Annotated in this window: 24 protein-coding genes and 1 pseudogene; 12 read left to right on the plus strand and 13 right to left on the minus strand. The window is 62.7% G+C overall.

Features of this window, described 5'->3' with window-relative positions:
• Nucleotides 1-91: 91 nt before the first annotated feature.
• Together HV675_RS07835 and HV675_RS07840 are read left to right on the plus strand one after the other, a co-directional pair.
• The gene (locus tag HV675_RS07835; RefSeq protein WP_175110318.1) at nt 92-1,435 is read left to right on the plus strand and encodes an aminotransferase class III-fold pyridoxal phosphate-dependent enzyme; all 1,344 of its coding nucleotides are present in this window, start codon (nt 92-94) and stop codon (nt 1,433-1,435) included.
• A gap of 505 nt (nt 1,436-1,940) precedes the next feature.
• Nucleotides 1,941-3,092, plus strand: coding sequence for a branched-chain amino acid ABC transporter substrate-binding protein (locus HV675_RS07840; RefSeq protein ID WP_175110319.1), 1,152 nt, complete (start codon nt 1,941-1,943; stop codon nt 3,090-3,092).
• Here HV675_RS07840 and HV675_RS07845 read toward each other — a convergent pair.
• The 3 genes from HV675_RS07845 to HV675_RS07855 all read right to left on the minus strand — a co-directional run bounded on the left by HV675_RS07845 (nt 3,089) and on the right by HV675_RS07855 (nt 7,590).
• Nucleotides 3,089-5,071, minus strand: coding sequence for a DUF3857 domain-containing transglutaminase family protein (locus tag HV675_RS07845; protein ID WP_175110400.1), 1,983 nt, complete (start codon nt 5,069-5,071; stop codon nt 3,089-3,091). The genes HV675_RS07840 and HV675_RS07845 overlap by 4 nt on opposite strands.
• Nucleotides 5,072-5,224: 153 nt before the next feature.
• Entirely contained in the window at nt 5,225-6,613 is a 1,389-nt protein-coding gene (locus HV675_RS07850) for a DHA2 family efflux MFS transporter permease subunit (RefSeq protein ID WP_175110320.1), read from the minus strand.
• Nucleotides 6,614-6,927: 314 nt separating this feature from the next.
• Entirely contained in the window at nt 6,928-7,590 is a 663-nt protein-coding gene (locus HV675_RS07855; protein WP_175110321.1) for a hypothetical protein, read from the minus strand.
• A gap of 251 nt (nt 7,591-7,841) precedes the next feature.
• Between HV675_RS07855 and HV675_RS07860 the strand changes: the two genes are divergently transcribed.
• Entirely contained in the window at nt 7,842-8,057 is a 216-nt protein-coding gene (locus HV675_RS07860) for a hypothetical protein (protein ID WP_175110322.1), read from the plus strand.
• Here the strand turns inward: HV675_RS07860 and hutI are convergent.
• The 5 genes and pseudogenes from hutI to hutH all read right to left on the minus strand — a co-directional run bounded on the left by hutI (nt 8,030) and on the right by hutH (nt 13,984).
• Nucleotides 8,030-9,247 (minus strand): imidazolonepropionase, encoded by a 1,218-nt coding sequence (hutI, locus tag HV675_RS07865; protein ID WP_175110323.1) that lies wholly within the window; start codon nt 9,245-9,247, stop codon nt 8,030-8,032. The two genes, HV675_RS07860 and hutI, sit on opposite strands and share 28 nt — an antisense overlap.
• Before the next feature lie 69 nt (nt 9,248-9,316).
• Nucleotides 9,317-9,948 (minus strand): annotated as a pseudogene (locus HV675_RS07870) (HutD/Ves family protein).
• Between the two features lie 5 nt (nt 9,949-9,953).
• Nucleotides 9,954-11,642, minus strand: a complete 1,689-nt coding sequence (hutU, locus tag HV675_RS07875) for a urocanate hydratase (RefSeq protein WP_175110324.1) — start codon at nt 11,640-11,642, stop codon at nt 9,954-9,956.
• A gap of 121 nt (nt 11,643-11,763) precedes the next feature.
• Nucleotides 11,764-12,459, minus strand: a complete 696-nt coding sequence (gene hutC, locus HV675_RS07880; RefSeq protein ID WP_175110325.1) for a histidine utilization transcriptional repressor HutC — start codon at nt 12,457-12,459, stop codon at nt 11,764-11,766.
• Between the two features lies 1 nt (nt 12,460).
• Complete coding sequence (gene hutH, locus HV675_RS07885; RefSeq protein ID WP_175110326.1) at nt 12,461-13,984, minus strand: histidine ammonia-lyase; 1,524 nt, start codon at nt 13,982-13,984, stop codon at nt 12,461-12,463.
• 258 nt (nt 13,985-14,242) lie between these two features.
• On the opposite strand from hutH, the gene HV675_RS07890 reads away from it, so the two are divergent.
• From HV675_RS07890 to HV675_RS07920, 7 genes are all read left to right on the plus strand, one after another.
• The gene (locus HV675_RS07890; RefSeq protein WP_175110327.1) at nt 14,243-16,633 is read left to right on the plus strand and encodes a DUF6531 domain-containing protein; all 2,391 of its coding nucleotides are present in this window, start codon (nt 14,243-14,245) and stop codon (nt 16,631-16,633) included.
• The gene (locus tag HV675_RS07895; RefSeq protein ID WP_175110328.1) at nt 16,605-17,096 is read left to right on the plus strand and encodes a hypothetical protein; all 492 of its coding nucleotides are present in this window, start codon (nt 16,605-16,607) and stop codon (nt 17,094-17,096) included. The genes HV675_RS07890 and HV675_RS07895 overlap by 29 nt, the downstream gene beginning before the upstream one ends.
• Before the next feature lie 186 nt (nt 17,097-17,282).
• The gene (locus HV675_RS07900; protein ID WP_175110329.1) at nt 17,283-17,804 is read left to right on the plus strand and encodes a hypothetical protein; all 522 of its coding nucleotides are present in this window, start codon (nt 17,283-17,285) and stop codon (nt 17,802-17,804) included.
• A 136-nt stretch (nt 17,805-17,940) separates the two neighbouring features.
• Nucleotides 17,941-18,201: a hypothetical protein gene (locus tag HV675_RS07905; RefSeq protein ID WP_175110330.1), complete on the plus strand. Its 261-nt coding sequence runs from the start codon at nt 17,941-17,943 to the stop codon at nt 18,199-18,201.
• A gap of 48 nt (nt 18,202-18,249) precedes the next feature.
• Nucleotides 18,250-18,486, plus strand: a complete 237-nt coding sequence (locus HV675_RS07910; protein WP_175110331.1) for a hypothetical protein — start codon at nt 18,250-18,252, stop codon at nt 18,484-18,486.
• Nucleotides 18,487-18,493: 7 nt separating this feature from the next.
• A complete protein-coding gene (locus HV675_RS07915) occupies nt 18,494-18,850 on the plus strand; it encodes a hypothetical protein (protein WP_175110332.1) in 357 nt (118 codons plus the stop codon).
• The gene (locus HV675_RS07920) at nt 18,834-19,169 is read left to right on the plus strand and encodes a hypothetical protein (RefSeq protein WP_175110333.1); all 336 of its coding nucleotides are present in this window, start codon (nt 18,834-18,836) and stop codon (nt 19,167-19,169) included. The genes HV675_RS07915 and HV675_RS07920 overlap by 17 nt, the downstream gene beginning before the upstream one ends.
• Before the next feature lie 3 nt (nt 19,170-19,172).
• On the opposite strand, the gene HV675_RS07925 is transcribed toward HV675_RS07920, so the two are convergent.
• Nucleotides 19,173-20,060, minus strand: a complete 888-nt coding sequence (locus HV675_RS07925) for a LysR family transcriptional regulator (protein ID WP_175110334.1) — start codon at nt 20,058-20,060, stop codon at nt 19,173-19,175.
• Between the two features lie 100 nt (nt 20,061-20,160).
• On the opposite strand from HV675_RS07925, the gene HV675_RS07930 reads away from it, so the two are divergent.
• Nucleotides 20,161-21,075: an NAD-dependent epimerase/dehydratase family protein gene (locus HV675_RS07930; protein ID WP_175110335.1), complete on the plus strand. Its 915-nt coding sequence runs from the start codon at nt 20,161-20,163 to the stop codon at nt 21,073-21,075.
• 104 nt (nt 21,076-21,179) lie between these two features.
• Nucleotides 21,180-21,362: a hypothetical protein gene (locus tag HV675_RS07935; RefSeq protein ID WP_175110401.1), complete on the plus strand. Its 183-nt coding sequence runs from the start codon at nt 21,180-21,182 to the stop codon at nt 21,360-21,362.
• Between the two features lie 39 nt (nt 21,363-21,401).
• Here HV675_RS07935 and HV675_RS07940 read toward each other — a convergent pair whose 3' ends face one another.
• The 4 genes from HV675_RS07940 to HV675_RS07955 form a co-directional block, all read right to left on the minus strand.
• Nucleotides 21,402-22,142 carry a DUF899 domain-containing protein gene (locus tag HV675_RS07940; RefSeq protein ID WP_377700634.1) on the minus strand — a complete coding sequence of 247 codons (741 nt, stop codon included), beginning with the start codon at nt 22,140-22,142 and terminating at the stop codon, nt 21,402-21,404.
• A gap of 133 nt (nt 22,143-22,275) precedes the next feature.
• On the minus strand, nt 22,276-22,704 hold the full coding sequence (locus tag HV675_RS07945) for an SRPBCC family protein (RefSeq protein WP_175110337.1): 429 nt from the start codon (nt 22,702-22,704) through the stop codon (nt 22,276-22,278).
• Nucleotides 22,611-23,012 carry an ArsR/SmtB family transcription factor gene (locus HV675_RS07950; protein ID WP_246270145.1) on the minus strand — a complete coding sequence of 134 codons (402 nt, stop codon included), beginning with the start codon at nt 23,010-23,012 and terminating at the stop codon, nt 22,611-22,613. Before HV675_RS07950 ends, HV675_RS07945 begins: the two co-directional genes overlap by 94 nt.
• Before the next feature lie 280 nt (nt 23,013-23,292).
• Nucleotides 23,293-24,702 carry an NCS2 family permease gene (locus HV675_RS07955; protein WP_175110339.1) on the minus strand — a complete coding sequence of 470 codons (1,410 nt, stop codon included), beginning with the start codon at nt 24,700-24,702 and terminating at the stop codon, nt 23,293-23,295.
• Nucleotides 24,703-24,791 lie beyond the last annotated feature (89 nt).

Genomic DNA, 24,791 nt, shown 5'->3' on the forward strand with positions numbered 1-24,791 from the left:
AGCAAGAGCGGAAATCCGCCATGACAACCGCCACCCATGCACCCGCTCGCGCGGTGCTGGGCAGCACCACGCTTGTGCCGAAGGAGCTCGCATGCAACCCTTTCAAACGCATTTCTGGAACTGGGAATCCCATCCCGCGGCCGACCAGGCCGTGCGGCCGCTACGCATCGTGCAAGGCAACGGCTGCTACCTTTACGACGATCAGGGCAACGAACTGGTCGACGGATCATCAGGCTTATGGAACGTGATCGTTGGACACAACCGGCGCGAGATCAAACAGGCGATCACGCAACAGCTCGACGAGCTCGAGTACTCCACGCTCTTCGGCGGCGCAATCTCGCACCCGCGCGCCGAAGAGCTCGCGCAACGTCTCGTCGAGATGCTGCAGCCCGAAGGAATGCGCCGCGTGTTCTTCAGCCAGGGCGGCTCGGACGCCATCGAGACCGCGCTGAAGCTCGCGCGGCAGTACTGGAAGATCGAACGCCAGCCGGAGCGGACCAAATTCATCGCACTGCAGATGGGCTATCACGGCACGCATTTCGGTTCAGCCGCGGTCAACGGCTTTAGCGCATTCCGGCGCAACTACGAGCCGAATCTGTCGGGCGTCTTTCATGTGGAGCCGCCGTGGCTCTACCGCAATCCGTTTACTCAGGACCCCGACGAGCTCGGCCGGATCTGCGCGACCCTGCTCGAACGGGAGATCGTCTTCCAGGGCGCGGACACCGTCGCGGCGTTTATCGCCGAGCCGATCCAGGGCGCGGGCGGCGTGATCGTGCCGCCGGCCAACTATTGGCCGCTCGTGCGAGAGGTGTGCGACCGGCATGGCGTGCTGCTGATCGCCGACGAAGTCGTGACCGGTTTCGGACGTACCGGCGAACTGTTCGGCAGCCGCTTGTGGAACGTGAGGCCGGACATCATGTGCTTCGCGAAAGGCATTTCGTCGGGCTATGCGCCGCTGGGGGCGACCGTCGTCAATGAACGCATCGAGCACGCGTTCCACAGCAACAGCGACTTCACCGGCGCGATCATGCACGGCTACACGAACTCCGGCCACCCGACCGGATGCGCGGCCGCGCTCGCGACGCTCGATATCGTGGTCCGCGAGCAGCTCGTCTCGCGTGCCGCCGCGCAAGGCGATTACCTGTTGCGTGCGCTGCGTCCGTTCGCAGAGCGCTTTGCGACGGTCGGCGACGTGCGCGGCAAGGGGCTGCTCGTCGGGCTCGATCTCGTGAAGGACAAATCGACGCGCGAACCGGTGGACATGATGGGCGGCTATGCGAACAAGGTGTGCGATATCGCGCGCGCGCATGGCGCGCTGGTGCGGCCGATGGGAACGGTGATCGTCGCCGCGCCGCCGTTCGTCGTCGACACGAAACAGCTCGATGTGATCGTCGCGGCGCTCGCCGCGGGCCTCGAAGAGGCGCCGCTCCAGTAATTCGAACCTGCCTGCCCTGCCGCCCCGAAGCGCCGGGTACCGTGTACCCGGCGCTCGTCTTTTGCCGTTCTTCTCCCGCAAGACTCGCAGCCTGCTTCAAAGCGCGACGTCTATGCCGAAATCCGCATCGCGCATGCAGTGAACTGCCAAGACGGCCTTAAATTGGCTTTCTATAGTCGCGCCAAACCGGGTGCACTGAGTGCTAACTGAGCGCCGACTGAGTGCCAACCGAGCGCCCATTGAGCGTGATGCCGCACAGCATTCCGGTTCGCGCGCGAAAACACGCGCGCCCAGGTTCGTGTTTTCCAGCATTGCCGGCCCGTTGCGCATCAGCCGTAATCTCGTGCACCGCCCGCTGCGAGGAGGATTGCCGCCGATCGACAAAACCGTCCAACAGAACCGCGCGTCGAACCAGCGGGCGAGCCGCACCATACGCCCTCAGTCTGACCTCGCGCGTCACCGCCAGCCAATCCCGTTCATCCCTGTGCCGACGTAAGGAGAGACCATGAGCCTGTACAAAACACTCAAACCCTTCGCGCTCTTGTTGGGAGCTGCGCTCGCGATCAACGCGCCCGCCGCGTTCGCGGACGACCTCACCGTGAAAGTCGGATTCGCCGCACCGTTGACCGGCGCGAACGCCGGTTACGGAAAGGATCTGCAAAACGGCGTGCGGCTCGCAATCGACGAGGCAAACGCGCAGAAGATCAGAATCGGCAACCAGGTGGCGCACTTCGAGCTCGTCTCCGAAGACGATCAGGCTGACCCGCGGGTCGGGGTGCAGGCCGCGCAAAAGCTGGTCGACGCGAACGTCGCGGTGGTGGTCGGCCACTTCAACTCGGGCACGACGATTCCCGCATCGCAGGTCTATGAAACCGCCGGTATCCCGGTGATCGACCCGGCCGCCACCAATCCGACCATCACGAACCGCGGCTTCGCGAATACCTTTATGGTGATTTCCACCGACGCTCAGAATGCGGGCAACGCGGGCACATACGCGGTACAGGTGACGAAGGCGAAGCGCATCGCGATCATCGACGACCGGACCGCATTCGGCCAGGGCGAAGCGGACGAGTTCGAAAAAGCGGTGAAGGCCGCGGGCGGCACGATCGTCGCGCGCGAATACACGGACAATCACGCGGTCGACTTCAGCACGCAGCTCACCAAGATCAAGGCGACCAACGCGGATCTGATTTTCTTCGGCGGCCTCGATACGCAAGCGGCCGCGATCGCGAAGAAAATGAAACAGCTCGGCATCAATGCGCAGTTGCTCGGCGGCGGCGGCGTCGAAGACCCTGAATTCATCAAGCTCGCCGGCGACGCGGCCGAAGGCACGATGGCGTGGGAATATGGGCGGCCGCTCGCGCAACTGCCGGGCGGCAAGGACTTCGCGCAGAAGTTCAAGGCGAAGTTCGGCGAGGACATCCTGTCGTACGCGCCGTTCGGCTACGACGCCACGTGGGCCGCGATCAAGGCGATGCAGGCGGCCGGGTCCGCGACGCCGTCCGCGTATCGGCCGAAGCTCAAGAGCATCAACTTCGAAGGCGTGACCGGCACGATCTCGTTCGACAACACCGGCGCATTGAAGAGCGGCGCGTCGACGCTCTATCAGGTGAAGAACGGCGTGTGGGTGCCGGTGGTCACGAAGAGCGGCACCTAATCCGCTCGCGCGGCGGGCAGTGCGCGCACGACAATCTGCGACAGCGCGTCGCGTTCGATCCTGACAAGCGACGTGCGCGCGGCGGCAAATTCGTCCGCGCTGCACACCTGGTGCCCGAAGCGTGCGCTCAGGCGCCGCGTCATCTGCACGATCCGTGTCTCGGGATCGAACACATAGTGCGACGTGAAATCGAAGAAGCGGTCGTGCACCTGCGTATCCTGCGGCAGGTCGGTCACGCGCACGGTATCGGGTAGCGTGATTTGCGCCGTCTCGTCGAAATCTCCGCCGATGCACACCCACGGCTGCGTGCGCTGCGGCTCCGCAAGCCATGCCTGCACCTGCGTGGCGATACCGCCGGAGAGGCTTGTCAACGCCGGGAGCGCGGTCGTGCCGTCGGGCCACGTCGCGTGCTCGAGCGTGCCTTGCATCGATGTCTCGAATGGCCCGGTGGTGGTCGTCAGTTCGCCTGGCTGCATCCGTGCGACACCTGAGAGGCCCGTCTGCCGTAGCCGTTCGGCGGCGATCTGCTGCCAGCGCTGGCGCGTCGCGCGGCGAAACATATTGCGCTCGGTTTCAGCCGGTGCGCCGCCGTCCTCGACGAGGTAGCTGAAACGGCCGGCGCCGCTGCGATCCACGTCGATCTGCACGCGCGCGTTGCGCGTGCGCGGCTGTTCCGCCGGCGTGCGCACCAGCACGCCACGATCGACCAGCAGCACCGGACGGTCCATCACGCTTGCCGGCAAGAAACCGAAACCGGTGCCGCCCGCCGTCGTATCCGCGAACAGCGACAGCGACGGAATCCAGGTAATCACATGGTTGATCGCGCTTGCGCCGTAGCCCGGCACATCGGGCAGCGTGTAGATCGGCCCGAGATTCAGCAGCACCGGTTCGCTGTCGATACCGGCTGCAGCGAGCAATGCGCCGAACAGCGCGACATGATCCTTGCAATCGCCGTAGCGGTTGCGCAGCACGTCCACCGCCTTGTGCGGCACCGCGGCGGTCTCGCCGAGAAACAGCGCGACATAGCGGATATTGAAGCGCATCCAGTCGTAGAGGATGCGCGCTTTCTCGCGCGGGTCGCTCGTCTGCGCGGTCAGTTGCTGCGCGAGCCGCACGATGGCCGGATCGTTGGTCGTCGGGTCGGCGGCTGCGCTGCGATAGCGGGCCGCGAACGTGGCGAAATCCGGTGTGGTCGACACCATCAACCGGTCGCCCCAGCTCGCGTAGCCGACCGCGCCGGACTCGAGCGGCGCATACGGACCATGCCGATAGTCGAACGTATAGCGAGTGCGGCCGTTTTCGGTGACCGGCGGCTCGGCGACGTAACCACGCGCGTCCGCGTAGAGCGGCAGGTCCGCGGGCAGATCGAAAATCAGCTGCTGCATCTCGACCGGGCCGCGCGTCGGCTCGACGAAATAAGCGAAGGTGCCCGCCTGCAGAGGGACCGCACGCGTCTTGCGAAACGCCAGATGCACGCGCGAGCCCGCCTCGACGCCGGGAAAGATCACCGTGCGCAATACGCCGTCCTGGAAGGTCGGCGCGCCCGCGGAACGTGGCTCCTGCACGTCGCGAATCCCATCGGGGCCGACCGGATGCGCGACGCCGTCGCGGTCGATCGTTTCCGCCGCGAGCAACTGCACCTGCTCGATGTCCTTGTTGAACCACACGTAACGCTGCGCGATATCGTCGACGCCGCTGGTCGTATTCGCACGCAGCACCGTGTCGTCATGCTCTTCGACCGAACCGTCCTTCTGCACGATAAACAGATGCACGTCGCGCTCGATCGTCGACGGCGGCACGTCGCCCGATGAGGTGGCATCGGCCGCCGATGCGTTACGCGCGCCGAACAGGCAGATCGCGCAGATCGCGCAAGCGAGCAGCCCTGTGCGGAGCGTGTCCGTCAGCGGCCGGCTGCCGTGCGCCGGCAGTGGCGCGGCGCACGCGCCGGCTGCATCGCGCTCACGCAGCGGGTCACGCATTTGCACGGCAATTTCCGTCAAAATTTTCGCTCCTCGAACGACGTGATCGTCGCGCAGTTGATGCTGTTCTAACACATCGGCGCAGCGCGCGAATGCGACCCGCGCCCCGCGATTCGCGAACCCGCGCAGCCTTCCCGACCACGAAGGTCAGGCTCAGCGCTGCCGCAATTCGTCGCCTTCGTTATGCGCAAGCTTGACGAAAAACAGCAGCGAACACAGCGTCAGCCCACCGACGACAAAAAACGCCGGCGAGAAATCCCGCGCTATCAGGTGCGCCGCGCTGCCGCCGTTCAGATAGGCGGTCAGCGTAAGCAGCGATGCCGCGAACGCCACGCCGACGCTGATCGACAGTTGCTGCGCCATGCTCGCGAGCGCGGTCGCGCGACTCATTTGCGGCTTCGGCATATCGGAGTAGCCGAGCGTGTTGAGCGTCACCATCGCGAGCGAATTGAACAGGCCGCCGAACAGCAGCACGACGAAGATCAGCGCGTGCGGTGTGGCCGGGCTGAACAGCCCATAGCTCGCATAGAAGCAGCCGGTCACGAGCGTCGCGCCGATCAGCAGCCGGCGAAAGCCGATGCGGCGAATCGCCGGCCCCATCAGCGCGCGCACCGATAGCGAGCCGACCGCGGTCGCGACGCTGATCGAACCGGACGCGAGCGGCGTGAGCCCGAAACCCAGTTGCAGCATCAGCGGCAGCAGAAACGGCGATGCACCGAGCGCAATGCGCAGCGGCATGCCGCCGACCACCGCGGTGCGATACGCGCGAAAACGCAACAGGAGCGGATCGATGATCGGCTCCGGATGCCGCCGCGAATAGAACCAGTACGCGACGAGCGCAAGCGCGCCGCAGCCGATCAGCCCAAACGTGACCGGCTGCGCAACGAGGCCGCGCCCCGCGGTGTCGAAGCCGCCGACCATGCCGACCAGCCCGATCGACAGCAGCAGGAAACCTGGCAGATCGAAGCGCGCGTCGTGCGGCTCCTGCGTGTCCTCGATAAACGCGAGCGCGCAGAACACGCCGACGATGCCGAACGGCACGTTGAGCAGAAAGATCCAGCGCCAGGAGGCGACGGTCACGACCAATCCGCCGAGCAGCGGCCCGGCGAGCCGCCCGACCGCGCCCGGCACGGTGAACCAGACCATCGCGGCGACCATGCGCGCGGGCGGCACGCTGCGCAGCAGGATCAGGCGGCCGACCGGCACCATCATTGCGCCGCCCATGCCCTGTATCACGCGAAACAGCACGAGTTGCGGCAACGAGGTGGCGAGACCGCAGAGCGCCGAACCAGCGGAGAACAGCACGATAGCCGCGCAGAACACGCGGCGCGTGCCGAAGCGGTCCGCAAGCCAGCCGCTCGCGGGCAGGAACACCGCGAGACTGAGCAGATAGGACGTGATGGCGAGGTTCAGATGCAGCGCCTCGACGCCCAGCGAGCGCGCGATCGACGGCAGCGCGGTTGCCATAATCGACGTGTCGAGGTTTTGCAGCAGCAACGGGCAGGCAACGATGATCGGGATAAGTCGGGCGCGGTCGGTCATGCGATCTTTTACCGCAAAACACGCCGCAGGACGAGATATCGGATCGCGCCGCCTGTTACAGGACGTTTCGCGCGAGCCGGCAACGTTCGTGCTGCGTGATGTGCGCTGCGTGATGCGTGCGCGCGCTGGCGTTGTCCGCGCGGTGTGATCTCGGGGTAATTTTGACCGGCAATATGGAACGTATGCCGCGCATCGCAATCGTTGTACGTGCATCGAACGGAACTCGCGCGGGCAAACGCAGGCAAGCACGGAAGTCATGGACGCTCGATGCGCATCGCACGCGCCGCCGCACGCCCCACGCATTCGCTCGCCGCTCAATCGCTTTCGCCGAGCCCCGTCAGCAGCTCATGCAGCTTCTCGACATGCCGGATCAGCATATGCCGATGCTTTTCGATCTGCTCGAGCCGGCCCGCGAGATCCGCATGGACGTTTTCGTCGAGATCGGCCGCGGCCATCACGTCTTCGACCTTCGCGCGCAGCGCGCCGATATCGACCGGCGGGTGCGTGAGGTTCCGCTCGAAGCGCCGCACCTCCTGCACCGCGAGATCGCGCACCTTGCGCAAATACGCGAGTTTGCGTAACGCGTCGAGGTCGTTCGCGTCTTCGTCGATCTTCTTCGCGGCGCTCTGCCCGAAGATCGGTTCAGGCGGCCGCAACACGGCCTTCTTGCGCACCGGGTGCGCGGTGCCGCGAAAACGCGCGAGCGGCGCTTCGTTGTCGATTGCAGCGCGCGCATTGTCGGGCACGTCGTGTGCTTCATGCGGCGCGTCCATCCACCCGGACGGCAGGCCCGTCACCGCTTCGACGCCGCGCACGAACTCCTCGCTGAAGTCACGCTGGCCCGTGAGCATCAGTTTCAGGTACGACGCGGAGAACGTCATCATCCGCGCGAGGCGCGTCGCCGCGCCGACCTCGTGCGTCAACACCAACAAATTGGCCCGCCAGACCGGCAGCAGGGTTTCGTCGGAATATTCCATCGCTGGGTCTTCCTTTCGCTGGTCCTTCGTCGGCAACACGGTGTGGCGCGTCCGACAGCGGCGCTGCCGCGCTCACCGGTTCCCGTCAGATTAGTCGCATCGTGACGCTGCGCGCAACCCGGCCCGCCCGGCTGACGCATTGCATCGGCCGCCTCCGTGCCGCGTTGCGCGGATTCAATGGGAATTGACTGCGGCAAGCGTGCCGCGTTCCGCAGCACGTCGCGTCGGCCCGTCGCCGCGCAGGACGGGCGATGCGTCGCGGGTCGACGGATTGCAAAAAGGAGCGTGCGCCGCACGGCCATCCGACGCCTGCCGCGTTGTTACCCGAGCAGCCCGGCGAGCGCGGCGCGGTACTGCGCGTAAGCGGTCTCTTCTTCGCGATGCGGACGGCGGTCGACTACCTGGGTTGCGCGGACATCGACGTCGCGCACCGTGTTCGTCAGGTGCGGCCCGCGTACACCGTCTGACCGGCCCGCACGACGCGCGCGCACAACGGCCGCCCGATCCAGTACGCCAGTTCCGCGAGCGATTCGACCGACCACACCGCAAAATCCGCATGGCGGCCGGTCTCGAGCACGCCGTGCACGTGCTGCTTGCCGAGTGCCGCAGCCGCATCACGCGTCACACCTTGCAGTATTTCAGGCACCGTCATGCGGAACAGCGTGGCCGCCATGTTCATCATCAGCAACAGCGATGTGGCGGGCGACGTGCCCGGATTGCTGTCGGTTGAAATCGCAATCGGCACTGCGTAGCGACGCAACAGATCGAGCGGCGGCAACTGCGTTTCGCGAATGAAGTAGTACGCCCCCGGCAGCAGCACCGCGACCGTGCCTGCTTCTTTCATCGCGGCGACGCCCGCTTCATCGAGAAATTCGAGGTGATCCGCGGACAACGCGCGGTAGCGTGCGGCGAGCGCCGCACCGCCGCTATTGGATAACTGCTCCGCGTGCATCTTGACCGGCAGATTGCGGCGCGCCGCGGCTTCGAATACGCGTTCGCTCTGCGCGATCGAAAAGCCGATGCGCTCGCAAAACACATCGACGGCATCGACCAGCCCTTCATCGGCGAGCGCCGGGAGCATCCGGTTGCACACCTCGTCGATATAGTCGTCCGCGCGGCCTGCGTAGTCGGGCGGCAACGCATGCGCACCGAGAAACGTCGTGTACACCGCGACCGGATAACGCTCGCCGAGCTGTCGCGCAACGCGCAGCATCTTGCGCTCGGTTTCGAGGTCGAGGCCGTAGCCGGATTTGATTTCGATCGCGGTGACGCCCTCGGCGATCAGCGGTTCGAGGCGCGCGGCGGCGGTGCGCAACAATGTGTTCTCGTCGGCCGCGCGCGTCGCGCGCACGGTCGACACGATACCGCCGCCGCGCCGCGCAATCTCCTCATAACTGACGCCCGCCAGACGCTGCGCGAATTCGTCGGCGCGCTGGCCGCCATAGACGAGATGCGTGTGGCACTCGACAAGCCCGGGCGTGACCCATGCACCAGCGAGGTCCTCGCGCGGCCAGCCGCGATACGCGGCGGGCAGTTCTTGCGCGGCGCCGAGCCATTCGATGCGGCCATCCTGCACGGCGATTGCGGCGTCGGCAATCGTGTCGTGCGGGTCGCCGTGCGCACAAAGCTGCAGGTGATGCCAGACGGTTTGCTTCATCGTAAGCTCGCTGATCGGGATGCGGGTTGCTGGGGTTTGCCTGGCTTTGCCCGGTTTTTTTCAGGTCGTTCAAGCACGCGTCATACGGTGCGCGTCACCGATCGCCAGAGCTACGGTCAGCACCGTCCCCGCGCCGCGCAGCGCGCATTGCAATGCTTGCGCACCGTCGATCCGCAACGTGTCGTTCGTTGCAAGCGCAACGGGTGTGCCGGCGCCGGGCATGACTTCCACCGGACCGGCCACGCAGAACAGCAACACCGTATCGCCGGACAACGTGCGCGCAGGCTCGCCGCCACGCCAGACGTCGACGTCGCCGGTCGCGGCGCCGCGCCGGACCATCAGGTTGAAATCGCGCGTCGCGCCGTCGATGAGTCGCGCGTCGATCGCGGTTTCGCCTGCAAAGCGCGCGATGTCGAACGGCTGTTTCAACGCATGCGCCCTTGCGTCTCATCGAGCAGCATGCCCGCGCCGGACAGCAGCACCAGCGTGCGGTCGACGCCCGCGAAGCGCGAAAACGGCCCGGCCTGTTCGACGTCGGCGAGACTCACGCGCCAGATGAACGTGTCGTATCCCGCTGCGTGCGGATACGCGGCAATTTCCCGCGTGACGCCGCCGCCATTCTTCCATGGCGCGGCCAGCAGATCGGCGGCGCGAATCAGCGTGATTCTCAGCTCAGCGGATGTCGATGCAGTGTCCGTCATCGCGGTCAACGGCCCAGCATCGGCAGCTTGAGACCCGCTTCGGCCGCGGTCTTGCGCGCGAGGTCATAGCCGGCATCCGCGTGACGCATCACGCCGCTTGCCGGGTCGTTGAACAGCACGCGGCCGAGGCGCACATGCGCGGCATCCGTACCGTCCGCGACGATCACAACACCCGCATGCTGGCTGAACCCCATGCCGACGCCGCCGCCATGATGCAGCGACACCCACGTCGCACCGCCCGCGGTGTTCAGCATCGCATTGAGCAGCGGCCAGTCGCTCACCGCATCGGAGCCGTCGAGCATTGCTTCGGTCTCGCGATTCGGGCTCGCGACCGAACCGGTGTCCAGATGGTCGCGGCCGATTACGATCGGCGCCTTCAGCTCGCCTTTGCGAACCATTTCGTTGAACGCCTGGCCGAGCCGGTAACGGTCATTCACGCCGACCCAGCAAATCCGTGCGGGCAGCCCCTGAAACGCGATCCGCTCGCGCGCCATATCGAGCCAGTTATGCAGATGCGCGTCATCCGGAATCAGCTCTTTCACTTTCGCATCGGTCTTGTAGATATCTTCCGGGTCGCCCGACAGCGCAACCCAGCGGAACGGCCCCTTGCCTTCGCAGAAAAGCGGACGTACGTAAGCGGGCACGAAGCCGGGGAAATCGAACGCATTGTCGACACCCATGTCGAGCGCCATCTGACGGATGTTGTTGCCATAATCGAGCGTCGCGGCGCCGCGTTGCTGCAGCGTCAGCATCGCGCGCACCTGGTTGGCCATCGACTGTTTCGCGGGCGTCACGATGCTTTGTGGGTCGGTCTTCTGACGCTCGCGCCAGTCCGCGACCTGCCAGCCTTGCGGCAGATAGCCGTGGATCGGATCGTGCGCGCTCGTCTGGTCGGTCACGCAGTCCGGCGTGATGTTGCGTTTGACAAGCTCGGCAAAGATATCCGCCGCGTTGCCGAGCAGGCCGATCGATACCGGCTTGCCGCTCGCCTTCGCAGCGTCGAGCATGGCCAGCGCTTCATCGAGGGTCCTGGCCTTTTTGTCGACGTAACGCGTCTTCAGTCGGAAATCGATGCGCGTCTCGTCGCACTCCACCGCGATCGTCGAAAAGCCCGCCATCGTCGCGGCAAGCGGCTGCGCGCCGCCCATGCCGCCCAGACCGCCGGTGAGAATCCAGCGGCCCTGCGGTTTGCCGTCGAAATGCTGGTTCGCGACCGAGAAAAACGTCTCGTAGGTGCCCTGCACGATGCCCTGGCTGCCGATGTAGATCCAGCTGCCCGCGGTCATTTGACCGTACATCATCAGGCCTTTGCGATCGAGCTCGTGAAAGTGGTCCCACGTCGCCCAGTGCGGCACGAGGTTCGAGTTCGCCAGCAGCACGCGCGGCGCATCAGCATGCGTGCGGAACACGCCGACCGGCTTGCCGGACTGGATCAGCAGCGTCTCGTCGTCGTTCAGGTCCTTCAGCGACGCGAGAATCTGGTCGAAGCAATCCCAGTTGCGCGCCGCGCGGCCGATGCCGCCATAGACGACGAGCGCGTGCGGATGCTCGGCGACCTCCGGATCGAGATTGTTCTGGATCATCCGGTACGCGGCTTCCGTGAGCCAGCTCTTGCAGGTCTTCTCGCTGCCGCGCGGGGCGCGAATCGTGCGCGACGGGTCGAGACGCGGATCGATATGTTTCGGGTTGTTCATGGTGATGAGCCTTGAAAGTGCGGATAACAGCGGCTGACGACCGCGGGAACCCCCGCAGAAAGCAACAGGAAGACAGCGAAAATTCGGCCGGCGAAAAAGCCAGCGTCAAACCAGCCGGAATTCAGAAATGCCCGGTGAAGCGATAGCGGCTGCCGGGGTGCCAGAGATTGGCCACCGACGCGACCGCGCCTTGCGACCACGTACGCCGATGCAGCACGAGACAAGGTTCGACCTCCTCCATCGACAGCAACGTGCGCGTGTCTTCATCCGGCGTGAGCGCTTCGATCCGGTACTCGACACGCTGCAGCGGCGCGACGCGCACGAGGTACTGGTTCGGCGTGGTGTTCGTAAAGTCCTGCAACGTGTAGTCGGGGGCGACCGCCGGGTTGACCCAGCGTTCCTCGAGCTGCACGGGTTCGTCGTTCTCGAAGTGCAGCACGCGCGAATGGAACAGCGCGCTGCCCGGTTTCAACTTCATCTCGTCGGCAAGCGCGGTATCCGCGATCTCGTCGCCGACGTGCAGCACGTTCGCGTGATAGCGATGACCGCGCGCGACGATTTCATCCGAGATGCTGCGAATCGCGACCAGCGTCGATTCATACTTCGGCCGCGCGACAAATGTGCCCGAACCCTGCACGCGCGTAAGCACCTGCTCGGAAGTCAGTTCGCGCAATGCGCGATTCACCGTCATGCGCGCGACGCTGAATTCGCGCGCGAGTTCATTCTCCGACGGCACCTGGTCGCCTTCCGCCCATTCGCCTGCATGAATACGGGCGAGGATAAAGTCCTTGATTCCCTGATATGCGGGCGCGTTCATGTCAGCGGCGCTCGGAAGCAAACTCGAACGGGCTATGAGCGGCAATCGTGCCGTTCTGCACGAGACGCGCCATCGCCGCGATGTCCGGCGCGAAGTAACGGTCGAGCTCGTAATGCGGGACTTCGTTGCGCACGACGCTCATCACGCGCTGCAGTGCGGGACTGGTGCGATGCGGCGTGCGCAGGTCGACGCCCTGCGCGGCGGCGAGCATTTCGATCGCGAGGATGTTCGCGGTGTTCTCCGCGATATCGGCAAGCTTGCGCGCGGCGAAGGTGGCCATCGACACGTGATCCTCCTGATTCGCGGAAGTGGGCAGCGAATCGACCGAGGCCGGATGCGCCAGCGTCTTGTTCTCCGACGCAAGCGCGGCAGCGGTGACGTGCGCGATCATGAAGCCGGAGTTGACGCCGCCATCCTTCACGAGAAACGGCGGCAGGCCGGACAGCGTCGCGTCGATCAGCAACGCGATGCGGCGCTCGGCAAGCGCGCCGATTTCGGCCGCGGCGAGCGCGAGATTATCTGCGGCGAATGCGACGGGCTCTGCATGAAAGTTGCCGCCGGACAGCACTTCGCCGGTGTCCGGGAAGATCAGCGGATTGTCCGAGACCGCATTTGCTTCGATCAGCAAAACATCTGCGGCGTGGCGCATCTGGTCGAGGCACGCGCCCATTACCTGCGGCTGGCAGCGCAGGCTGTACGGGTCCTGCACCTTGCCGCAGTCGCGATGCGACAGGTTGATCGCCGAGCCTTCGAGCAACGAACGATACGCGGCCGCCGCGTCGATCTGGCCTGGATGGCCGCGCAGTTCGTGAATGCGTGCGTCGAACGGCTTGACCGAACCGGCCGCCGCATCCACGGACAATGCGCCTGCGACGAGTCCGGTGCGATACAGGTCTTCGATCGCGAACAGGTTGTACAGCGCGAGCGCGGCGGACGCCTGCGTGCCGTTCAGCAGCGCGAGGCCTTCTTTCGCTTGCAGCGTGAGCGGCTTCAAACCGACCAGACGCAGACCGTCGACAGCCGACATGCGCTCGCCTTTGCTGAACACCTCGCCGACACCGAGCAGCACCGCCGACATATGCGCGAGCGGCGCGAGATCGCCGGATGCGCCGACTGATCCTTTGATGGGAATGACCGGCAGGACATCGGCATTGAATAGCGTGAGCAATGCGTTGATCACGTCGCGGCGGATGCCGGAGTGACCGCGGCCGAGGCTCGACAGCTTCAATGCCATCAACAGGCGCACCACCGGACGCGACATCGGCTCACCGACGCCAACCGCATGCGACAACACCAGATTGCGTTGCAGCAGTTCGAGTTGATCGTGCGGGATATGCGTGCTCGCGAGGCGGCCGAAGCCGGTGTTGATGCCATACGCGGGCTCGCCCTTCGCCGCGATGTCGTGGACCGCCTTTGCGCATGCGTCGATCGCGGCAAAGCTGGCGGGGTCCAGTTCGAGCGTGACCTGCTCGCGTGCGATCTGGCGGAGCTGCGGCAGAGTCAGGTGGCCGGGCGTAAGGATCATGGCGAATGCGTTCCTGTATAGACAAGTTTCCGTGGAGTCTAGCTTTGGCGGGTTGTATATACAAGTTGTTTTTCACCTGGATGGGTTAGGGAATTCCACTACGGCGCGGCTTGGCGGGTGGCCCCCGGAGGCGGTTTTGCGAAAGCGGAAATGACGCGGGAAGGTTCGGACTTTTCGGCGGTTTTTTTGTTGTGTGTGCATTTATCGTGACGGCTGTTGTCGCGGTAATAAACACATATACGAGAGAAAAAAATCCGAATGGGCCTGCGCTTTCTTCCACTGCACCAGTACCCGGCGCGCATGCTGGGACTGTTGCTTCTGCTGACTGCACTCCTTTTTGCATTCAACGCGCACGCTGAAAGCGGCGACGCGATCTGCTATTCCCTCTACGCGAAATCCCGAGGCATACCTGGAACAAAGGGATGTTCGATCAGTGTTGCCGGCGGAACGCCGGTCGGCATGGGAACGTACTTCTGTACGGCCAACCTCGATCGCATCGACCGTTATTGCAATGCGCCGGAACCGGTGGCGCCTGAAGCAAGTTGTCCGGTTGCGGATCCGGTCTATCCGGGCACGGGCGTCAACACGCTTGGCGAAGTCGACTTCGTCAGCGGAGGCGACACGCCGATGGCGTTTCGCCGCACGTATCGTTCGGCGCCTCATCTTCATCCCGATGCCAACGTGGGCGCGGGCTGGTTTCATAACTGGCAGCGTCAACTGGATCTCGCCAATGCGCGCGCCGGCTCTGCGCAAGTTATCGCGTGGCGCGAAGACGGCGAGCCCGTGACGTTCAGGAAGACGAACAGCGTGTGGCGCGCAGTCGGCACGGCCGCGCTGGCGTTGCGTGACGACACGGCGGGCTGGACGCTGACCGACCTGACTACCGACACAGCGGAGTCTTACTCAAATCAAGGTGTATTGCTGACGGTGACTACGCACGATGGCCACGTCACCACGCTGACCTACAGCGACGCTAGTACACCGTCGAACATCGCACCTGCGGCCGGTCTTCTGATCACGGTTACCGAGCACGCCGCCGACACCAGCACATATGTCGATCTCGTGCTGCGTTTTGCGTACGACGCCAAGTACCGCATCACACAGATGACGGACCCGACGGGCGCCATCACGCGCTATGGCTACGACGCGCAGAACAACCTCGTCTCCGTCACATGGCCCGATGGCTATGTACGGCGCTACCTGTTCGAAGATGCGCGATTTTGGTCTGCGATGACCGGCGTGATCGACGAAACGGGCTCGCGCGTTGCGACGTGGACGTATGACGCGAAGGGCCGCGCCATTGCCGCCAGCCATCCGGATACGACGCGCAACGTTCAGTTTGCGTACGGTACCAACAGCACGACGGTCACAGACAGTCGTCGAGCCACGACGTTGAACTTCTCTTCGGTCGCGGGCATGCAGCGGCCGGTGGGCAGCAGTTCACCGTCGGGCAATGCAACGTCGACGTGGGACGCGGGCGGCAATCTGTTGACCGACACCGCGGCGGACGGCAGCAGTACCGAATACAGCTATGACGATATCGGCCGGCCAGTACGCGTTGCACGCCGTGGGGCGACTGGCTTATCGATTACGTCAGTGCGTTACGCCGATGCAACGAGCCTGCATCCGGCACTGATCGCGATGCCTCGTATGATGCGCGGCTTCGCATATGACGATCGAGGCAACCTGATCGGGCTGAGTGAACTGACGACGGATGATGCGACCGGCGCAAGCGGCTTTGGCGCGAAGTCGACTGGAGAGCAACGCACGTACGGCTTCACGTATGACGGCCGGAACCGGCCGAAATCGACAGTGACGATGGTCAATGGTCAAAAGGTCGAAGATATCAATCAGACCTATGACGGGAGCGCGAACCGGCGCGTGGCGATTTCGTATGTGACCGGCCGGGCGGTCGGCGTGCTGTTGCGGGACGCGGCACATCGTCCACTGGAACTGACGGACAACGGCATGAATGCGTACGTCGTTTATGACGTGCGCGGACGGGTCACGCGATTCACTTATGTCGAAGATGCGGCGCCTGCGAATGGAAATCGCAGTCGCACGTTGACCGTCGACTACGGGTATTCGCCGGATGGGCGGGTTGTTTCGCGTACGGGTACGGTCAAGCCGGAAGGTGGCAGTGCTGCGGCGATTGGTAGCGAGGAGATTGATGAGTGGCTGGATAACTATGAATCTGGGATTGCACCGGCGGGACCACCGGTCGGGTTCGTCAGGTCGTTAAGGACGTTGTTGTTCGCGCAAGAACCGGGGTTGGAGCCTGTGTGCGTGGAATGTTTCGTCCCCGGCACAGGGGCAGCGGGAAGGATCGTCAACTGGATCATTACGTTCGTCCGCGACGTCGACCGTGCTTGCAAGTCGGCACTTACAGATTCATCAACTATTAATTTGGGCAAAAATCCCAATCAAATTTCACACACGTATCGTCATCTCGATGCCAAAGGAATTCCTCGCGAGCCCGTAACCCTGGCGATCCGCGAAGACATCGCTGCGAACGCGGGCGGTCAATTGGCGATCGGTGAAGGACGATCTTTTTATATTTCTGTCGACGGTGTCACAATTGAGTATTCTGCGCATAGGCTCTCAGCGAATGAGATTCGCGTTGGCTCAATCCGACCATTCCCTCGTTAAGGGCCCCACCATGACAACGTCTAGAAACCTGGCCCGGCATGAGCGAGAACTTCTCCTGTTTCTCATCGAGACCAATGCGCCCCTGTACGGTGCCCTGGCGGACCGATGGCTCGATCAGATCAATTCGTGCAAAGTGCGCGAGATCGACTCCTCACTTTTTCTTGCTGTGTGTCACGATCAGGCGACAGAAGACAGCGGCTGTGATGCCTATACACTCAGACGAGAGTTAATCGGAATCGACGAAGGCGTTGCAGTACTCGCATACGTCCAGATCATGAAGACCCCAACCGACGATCTGATCGATATTTTCTCAATCGATCGTCTCGACGGAAAGCCGCTTAAGCACTACCCGTCGCCCGGACCCGAATTGATGATCATGGAACTGGGCAAAAGGATCGGCGGCGCCGACTGGCGAAACGTCTATAAGGAGTCAGACTTTCCTTTCCCCAGTCAACGTCCGTGACATATGGACCGGAGTCTCGGCACGAAGCGTTTTCCTATCTGGCTTCTCGCCGTTAGATGCTCTCGCCCTGTCGGTTCGTAACCGCCTACAGTTTGCGCGATTCTGGATACCTGCAGAACTCCCAGCGCGGGCTATCGCCGGGAGCAGAACCCACTAGCGTCAAGATTGGTCTGAACCGACTCCCTTATGCCGATCATCAAAGACCATCCGACCTTCAGCCGTCTTCAGCAGCTGTGCGGAATGGTTGCCAACTGGACACAGCACGACTCCGATCCATATGGCAAAAATGTCAAATACTGCGATTGGCTTGAGTTCAAAGTCGCCGGATTCATAGATTTCGTCAGCGCGCTTTCATCCGGAAACGGTGACTCTGAGTATTACTTCGTCGACGTTCGCGCCATGGCGCGCCCCAAACTTGTACTCACGGCGGGTGACTTCCCTGCGATAAAGCTTCATTGTCACATCAACCAACGCGACTATCTTCGCGAACTCGACTGCCTGGTGAATTTCCTCGAAGGCGTCGAATACACGATGGGCTACACGAACGAATATGCCATCTTCCCCCTGTCAATGAACTGGCACATATACGGTCTTTACGATATTGAGCTGGCGCGCATCCAGAGCCGGGCTCCGTTTCCCGCCGCGCCTTTCCCTCACGAGTACATTCCGGCTGACGAGGCCCATCGACTCATTCGACTGCTCGATTGACACTGGATTCGTACGACTTCTGTCGCCCAAAAGTCGACTTCAGAAACCGGCTCCCGAACTGGCACGTGGGTCTGCATCGAACTCGATGGTATTGGAGGTTAACTGGTGACGTTCTTGAATCTCTTAAGGCCGGTAAATGAGCAAGCTCTATCTTGAAGACATTGTCGATGTGAATACTCCGTATCCGTATGTCTTCGTTTATATGCTCGAAGAGAATGAAATTTTCTCTCCGGGTCAATTTGCACCATTCATGGATCTCGCCGTCCAGCGAGATCGCAGCCTTCGTATGACTGTATTCGAATCAGCCAACCCCGTGTCGCTTACGCTGGAACAATGGAATGAGATTGCGCGCGTAGCGAGGGAATATCGGCAGGAAACGCTTGAGAACGATGACTGACGGTCTCGACAGTCCGCACAGTCGGGACCGCCATCGGAAATACGAATCGTGAGTGAATTGGAAATTGTGTGGTCATCCGCTATGGATGGGTATGAAAAATTGACTCTCGAAAGCTTGCTGGATGGTTACCCCGTCGTACAGGTGAACGAAGAACGAGGCCCTGACAATCTGGAGGCTGAACTCGGCTGCCCTAAACCTGATGCACGGATGGTTCGCAAGGCGCATCTGGATCAACTCATAGAAGCGCTCATCGAACTCCGCAAGTCGATGGCTACAGGGAGATAGGGGCGCCATGAACTACAAAACTGAAATTTACGAGCAGTACATGGCTCGTGCGGTAACCGTCGATGGCGGTGAAATCTTCCTGCATGCTTTTGATGCACAGAACTTCGTTGCCCATTGCGAAAGCCGAAACCTGGCGATACTTGGTTTCGATACTTTTAGGATCGACAAACGAGGCATTCTCCCCCTGCTTGACGGAATTGCGGACTTTTCCCCGCAAGAGAAGAGGCCGTGGTCAGAATATCGATCGACTTGCAATCTCGTGGCGGCCAAGATCATCGAACAACTCCTTGAGGACAAGGAGCCGGAAGAAACGTATTTTTCCTTCGTCCTCTGGGACGAGACGGAATATGGCCAAAGCACCTAAGCGCACGCACCGCGCAGGTCCTGCTGGTTTAGCACCGACTCGTTTCGTTGCATATCGATTGAATTACTCGCCGGGCATAATCGTGGATAAACTTGAAATCGTGTGGTCATCCGCCATGGATGAGTATGAAAAATTGACACTCGAAATTTTGCTGGATAGATACCCCGTCGTGCGGGTAAACGAAGAACGCGGCCCCGCCCATCTCGAAGCTGAACTCGGCGGCCCGGAGCCTGACGGACGGATGGCTCGCAAGGTGTCTCTGGATCAACTCATCGACGCGCTCATCGACATCCGGAAGACAATGACCTCCGGAAAATAGGCTTTAAAGCCTCACCCTCCCCTGAATAAAATCCAGAAAACACTTCACCCGCCCCGCAAGCGCAGCACTCTGGTAGTACACCGCATGAATCGGCTGCCGCCGGTCCAGCAGCACACTTTCCAGCACCGGCACAAGCCGCCCTTCGCGCATGTCGCGGGCAATCATGAAATCGGCGAGACACGCGATGCCCCAGCCATCGAGCGCCAGCCTGCGTAACGTCTCCCCACTCGACGCCGCCATCCCCGGCTCGATTTTCAGCGCGTCACGCTCGCCGTCCCGCAGCGGCCAGCGGTTCAAATGCTCCGGCGCGGTAAACCCGATCAGTCGATGCTCGCGCAACGATTCCACCGCGCGCGGCACACCACGCTCCGCCACATAAGCCGGGCTCGCCACTATCCTCAGTTGGCTGCTACCCAATGCGCGCGCATGCAGCGTCGAATCCTGCAGTTCGCCGATCCGGATCGCGATATCCACCCTCTGCTTCAGCAAATCGACCGTGCGCTCGTTGCTCGTCAGCTCAAGCCTGATGTCCGGATATAACGCGGAAAACGCCTTCATATGCGGCGCAATGCAATGCAGCATGAACGGCGATGCCGCATCCACGCGCAACGGCCCGGAAGGCCGCTTGCGCCGCCGCGCAACGGACTCTTCCGCCTCTTCCATCGCGGCGAGAATCGCGCGCGCTTTGGCGAGGTACAACTCCCCCTCCTCGGTCAGTTGCAAACGCCGTGTCGTACGCCGCACGAGCGTCGTGTCGAGCTTCTTTTCCAGACGCGACAGCGCGCGGCTCACGCCCGACACCGTCTGCTGCAACTTCTCGGCGGCCGCTGTGATCGAGCCACTGTCGATTACCGTGACGAACGCCAGCAATTCATCGGTCGAAGTCTTCATTGTTGATTTCAAATCAAGTTTGATTTGAGACTAACACGCTTTTTGCGAGAATCGCTGCGGCCCATACTGCGTTCATATCGTGCTTCGTCTGGAGAACATCTTGAACGTCTTTATCACCGGCGCAGGCGGCTTTATCGGCGGATCGATCGCGGCAGGCCTCGTGCGTGCGGGTCATCGCGTAACCGGCCTTGTCCGCCAACCTGAGCAGGCCGCCGAACTCGAACGTCTCGGCATCGTCCCGGTCATCGGTACGCTCGACGAGCGCGATCTGCTGATCGCGCAAGCACGAGCCGCCGACGCCGTGATCAACGCCGCAAGCAGCGATCATCGCGGCGCTGTCGAAGCGTTGATCGACGGTCTCGCCGGCTCGAACAAACCGTTCCTGCATACGAGCGGTTCGAGCATCGTCGGCGACGCATCCGGCGGTGAAGCCGGCGCGGCCCCGATCTATCACGAAGATGCGCTGCCCGAACCGACCGAAGACAAAGCCGCGCGCGTCGCGATCGATCGGCTCGTGCTCAGCGCCGCGCAACGCGGCATCCGCTCGGCAGTGCTGTGCAATACGCTGATCTACGGACACGGCGCGGTCAAAGGCAGCGCGAGCGTGCAACTGCCGCGCCTCGTCCGCCAGGCGCAAAAGAGCGGCATCGTGCGGCACGTCGGCAGCGGCGGCAATATCTGGTCGAACGTGCATATCGACGACGTCGTCGAACTCTATCGCCTCGCGCTCGAGAAAACGCCGGCCGGTACGTTCTATTTCGTCGAAAGCGGCGAAGCGTCGTTCAAGGACATGAGCCATGCGATCGCACAAGCGATGCGGCTCGGCGAACCGCAAGACTGGCCGCTCGAAGAAGCCAAAAATGAATGGGGCTACGAAATGACGTCCTACGGCCTCGGCTCGAACAGCCGGGTACGCGGCACCCGCGCGCGTGAACTGCTCGGCTGGAAGCCGCAACGCACGTCGGTGCTCGACTGGATCAGGCACGACCTGATGCGCACGGCATCGCCTGTATAAAGCCTTACGTCGCATCCGCGCGACGCGTTGCTTATCCGTAAGCTCACCTCGATAGAATCGCCTCCCTGGATAAACGATTCTTCCGGGTGAGCCCGGATTCGCCGATGTTGCTCGCGCTCAACTTCGACTGGCTAACCAATCTGCTTGCGATTCTCTTTCTTGTCGCTTGCGTATACGACATGCGCCACGACGAGTACGGCACGCTCACGCTCGCGGCCGCCGCGATGGGGTTGGTCGTGATGGCCATCCATCTCTTTCTCAAGCCTGCGTTCGAGATGTCGTTATAGCGCGGCAACGCGCAAACGCACGGTTGCCGCGCATGCCGCTCAGTGGCAGTTTCCGCCCGCATCGTGAAGTGCCGGCTGCGCATCGCCGTACCGGTCGTGGTGGTGCAGCCACTCCATCATCGCGTGCTTCTCGTCGCGTCCCTTCGGCACGATGTCCAGAAACGTATAGGTGCCGATAAACGGCTCTCCGCCACGGCCATACGCCGAGAACGTATGATAGATGGCGCCGGCCTCGTCCTTGTAGAAGACGCTCAGACCCGGCAGTTCATCCATGTTCGAGTCGATCGTCTCAAAGTTGTAGAACAGTTTGCCTTCGGTTTGCTGTGCGGGCGTGAACGACACGTAATGGTCGTAGTTGAAGTCGCTGTCCGCCGACGACACCCAGCGAAATTTCCATCCCATCCGTTTCCTGAACGCATCGATCTTCGCGAGCGGCGCACGCGACACGGCCACGTACGTCACATCGCGATGCGCGAGATGCACGAGTGCGCCATCGACATGATCGGAGAGAAACGAGCAACCGGTGCAGCCCTCGTCCCAGTCGGGGCCCATCATGAAGTGATAGATAATCAACTGGCTGCGCCCATCGAAGAGATCGGCGAGCGTTTGCCGCCCTCGATCCGTGTCGAACGTATAGGTCTTGTCTACCTTGACCCACGGCAACTCACGGCGCTTCCTGCTCAATGCGTCGCGCGCGTGGGTCAGCGCCTTCTCCTCGGCCAGATGCGCGCGATGCGCGGTGAGCCATTCCGCTTGCGAAACGATTTTGTGCGATTCCATCTGCTCCTCCATGACAATGCGGCAAGCGCCGCTGCATTGAATCGGTGCGGCCGGTATCGCGTGCTTGCATGCGCTTCACCCGCGTCGTGGACATCGCATGCATGCACCCACCCACACGCACGCCACACGCAGATCACGCGACATACCGTTCGAGCACGTCGAGCGCACTGCTCCAGCCATCGTGGTGACTGTCGCGTACAGCTTCATCGAAGAGCCGCTCATGCCTGAGCGTGAGCAGCGTGCCTCCGCCATCGGGCTGCAATGTCAGCGTCACGAGCGACTCCTGTTCCGGCGTCTCGCGCCACGCCCAGGTATAGACGAGCTTCACGTCCGGCTCCACTTCGCGAAATGTGCCGCTCACTTGCGGCTCTTCACCATTGGGTGTTCGCATGGCGATCCAGAAGCGCCCGCCGACGCGCACATCCATTTCGACGACGCTTACATCACACCCGTTCGGATGCATCCACTTCACGATGTGCGCCGGTTGCGTCCACGCGGCATAGACTTTCGCGGGCGCCGCGTCGATGCGGCGCCGGAGCGTGAGACTGGGTTGGTCGGCCATGCGTCCTCCTCCACATATGCGGCAAGCTGTTCGAGCTGTTCGGACCAGAAGCGCTGATATCGGCTTAGCCACTGCATCGCATCTTCCATCGGCCCCGCGGCCAGCCGGCACGCGACACTGCGGCCGGTCTTGGTGCGCGTGATGAGACCCGCGCCCGACAACACGTCCAGATGTTTCATCACCGCCGGCAACGACATCGCAAACGGCTGCGCGAGTTCGCTGACCGTCAGGTCGTGCTGGCTCGACAGGCGTGCGAGCAGCGCGCGGCGCGTCGGGTCGGCAAGCGCCGCGAAAGTGCGATCGAGCATCGCATCATCTTCAAACTTAACCATGAGGTTAAGTATAGAAACGCATCGGTCGATGTCAAGGTGGACTGAGGTTCGTGCGCTCGCGCGTCAGCATCCGGCATGCCCGATGCTTCGCACTCTTTTCTTTTGATGAAAAAAGCAACGGGTGGCGCGCAACATTCCGCGCGGCACCCGTGGAGGAAAACAGTCGGCCGGCAAGTCGTACTCGCCTTCAGCGAGCCGCTCCTTGCGTCCGCAACGAGTGCAGGGAGCGCAAGGAATGCAGCGATCAGCCCATGCGTCAGATCGCCCAGCCGCCCAGATAGAACGCTGCTAGAACGATTGCGATCGCAACAGTCCCGACGTTGAGCTTGCGATATTCGCCGCTCACCACGCGGCCGATCACGAGCGTGCAGAAGCCGAGCATGATGCCGGTCACGATATTCGCGGTGAGCACGATAAACACCGCGCAGACGAGGCCCGACATCGCGTCGACCAGATCGTCCATATGCAGCTTGCTGACGCTCGACAGCATCAGCAACCCGACATACATCAGCGCCGGCGCCGTCGCGTACGAAGGCACGAGCGCGGCAAGCGGCGAAAAGAACATCACGACGAGAAACAGCAATCCGACCACCGCGGCGGCAAGACCGGTTCTCGCGCCGGCCGCGACGCCGACCGTCGATTCGATATACGCGGCGGCCGGTGCGCCGCCCATAAAGCCCGAGAAAATCGAACTGAGCGAATCCGCGGTCAACGCGCGGCCGCCGTTCACGATGCGGCGTTGCTCGTCGAGCTGCCCGGCCTGGCCCGCAACCGCGCGAATCGTGCCGGTTGCGTCGAATACCGCGGTCATCACGAGCGCGAGCACGCTCGGCAACACCGCCAGCGACAGCGCGCCTTTCAGATCCATTGCATCGATCAGCGACGTATGCCCCGGCGCGCTCAGCGACGGCAGCGCGAATACGCCATGAAACGCGACAGCCGGGTCGAGCAGCAGCGCGAGCGCCGAAATTGCGACGATCACGATCAGAATCGCACCCGGCACGCGACGCCGCACGAGTCCGACAATCGCCGCGAGTCCGATCACCGACATCAGCGCCGGCAGCGACGTGATATGACCCAGCGATACCGGCAAGCCGGGCCCCGGATTTTTCATCACCAGCCCGACATCATTGGCCGCGATCAGCAAAAGAAAGAGGCCGATGCCGATGCCGGTGCCGTGCGCGACGCCGGTCGGCAGGTTGCGCAGAATCCACGAGCGCACGCCCGTCACCGAGATCGCGGTGAATACGACGCCCATCACGAACACCGCGCCCAACGCGACGGTCGGATGCAGGCCTTTGCCGAGTACGAGTCCGAATGCGGTAAACGCGGTCAGCGAGATCGCGCAACCGATCGCAATCGGCAAGCGCGCCCAGACGCCCATCAATAGCGAGCCGAAAGCCGTGGTCAGGCAAACGGCGACGAACACTGCGCTGGTGTCGAAACCCGCCTTGCCGAACATGCCGGGCACGACGAACACCGAATAGACCATCGCCAGAAAAGTCGTGATGCCCGCGACGATTTCGCGGCGCTGCGTGCTGCCGCGCACCGACACGTCGAAGTAGCGGTCGATGATGCCTTGTACGCCGAGCCTGTCGCGAGCGGCGTCGCCGCCGTCGAGTTCGGCCGCCGGCAGCGCTTGCGCCCGTGCCTGGGATTCCATCATGGTGAGTGCCTCCTTTATCAGCAAGCTGAAACGGCCATGCGGGAAGCCGTCATCAGGGTTCGTCTCGTTGAGCCTTGGGTTTGGTCGTG

It is taken from the genome of Paraburkholderia solisilvae, assembly GCF_902859875.1.
GTDB lineage: Bacteria > Pseudomonadota > Gammaproteobacteria > Burkholderiales > Burkholderiaceae > Paraburkholderia > Paraburkholderia solisilvae.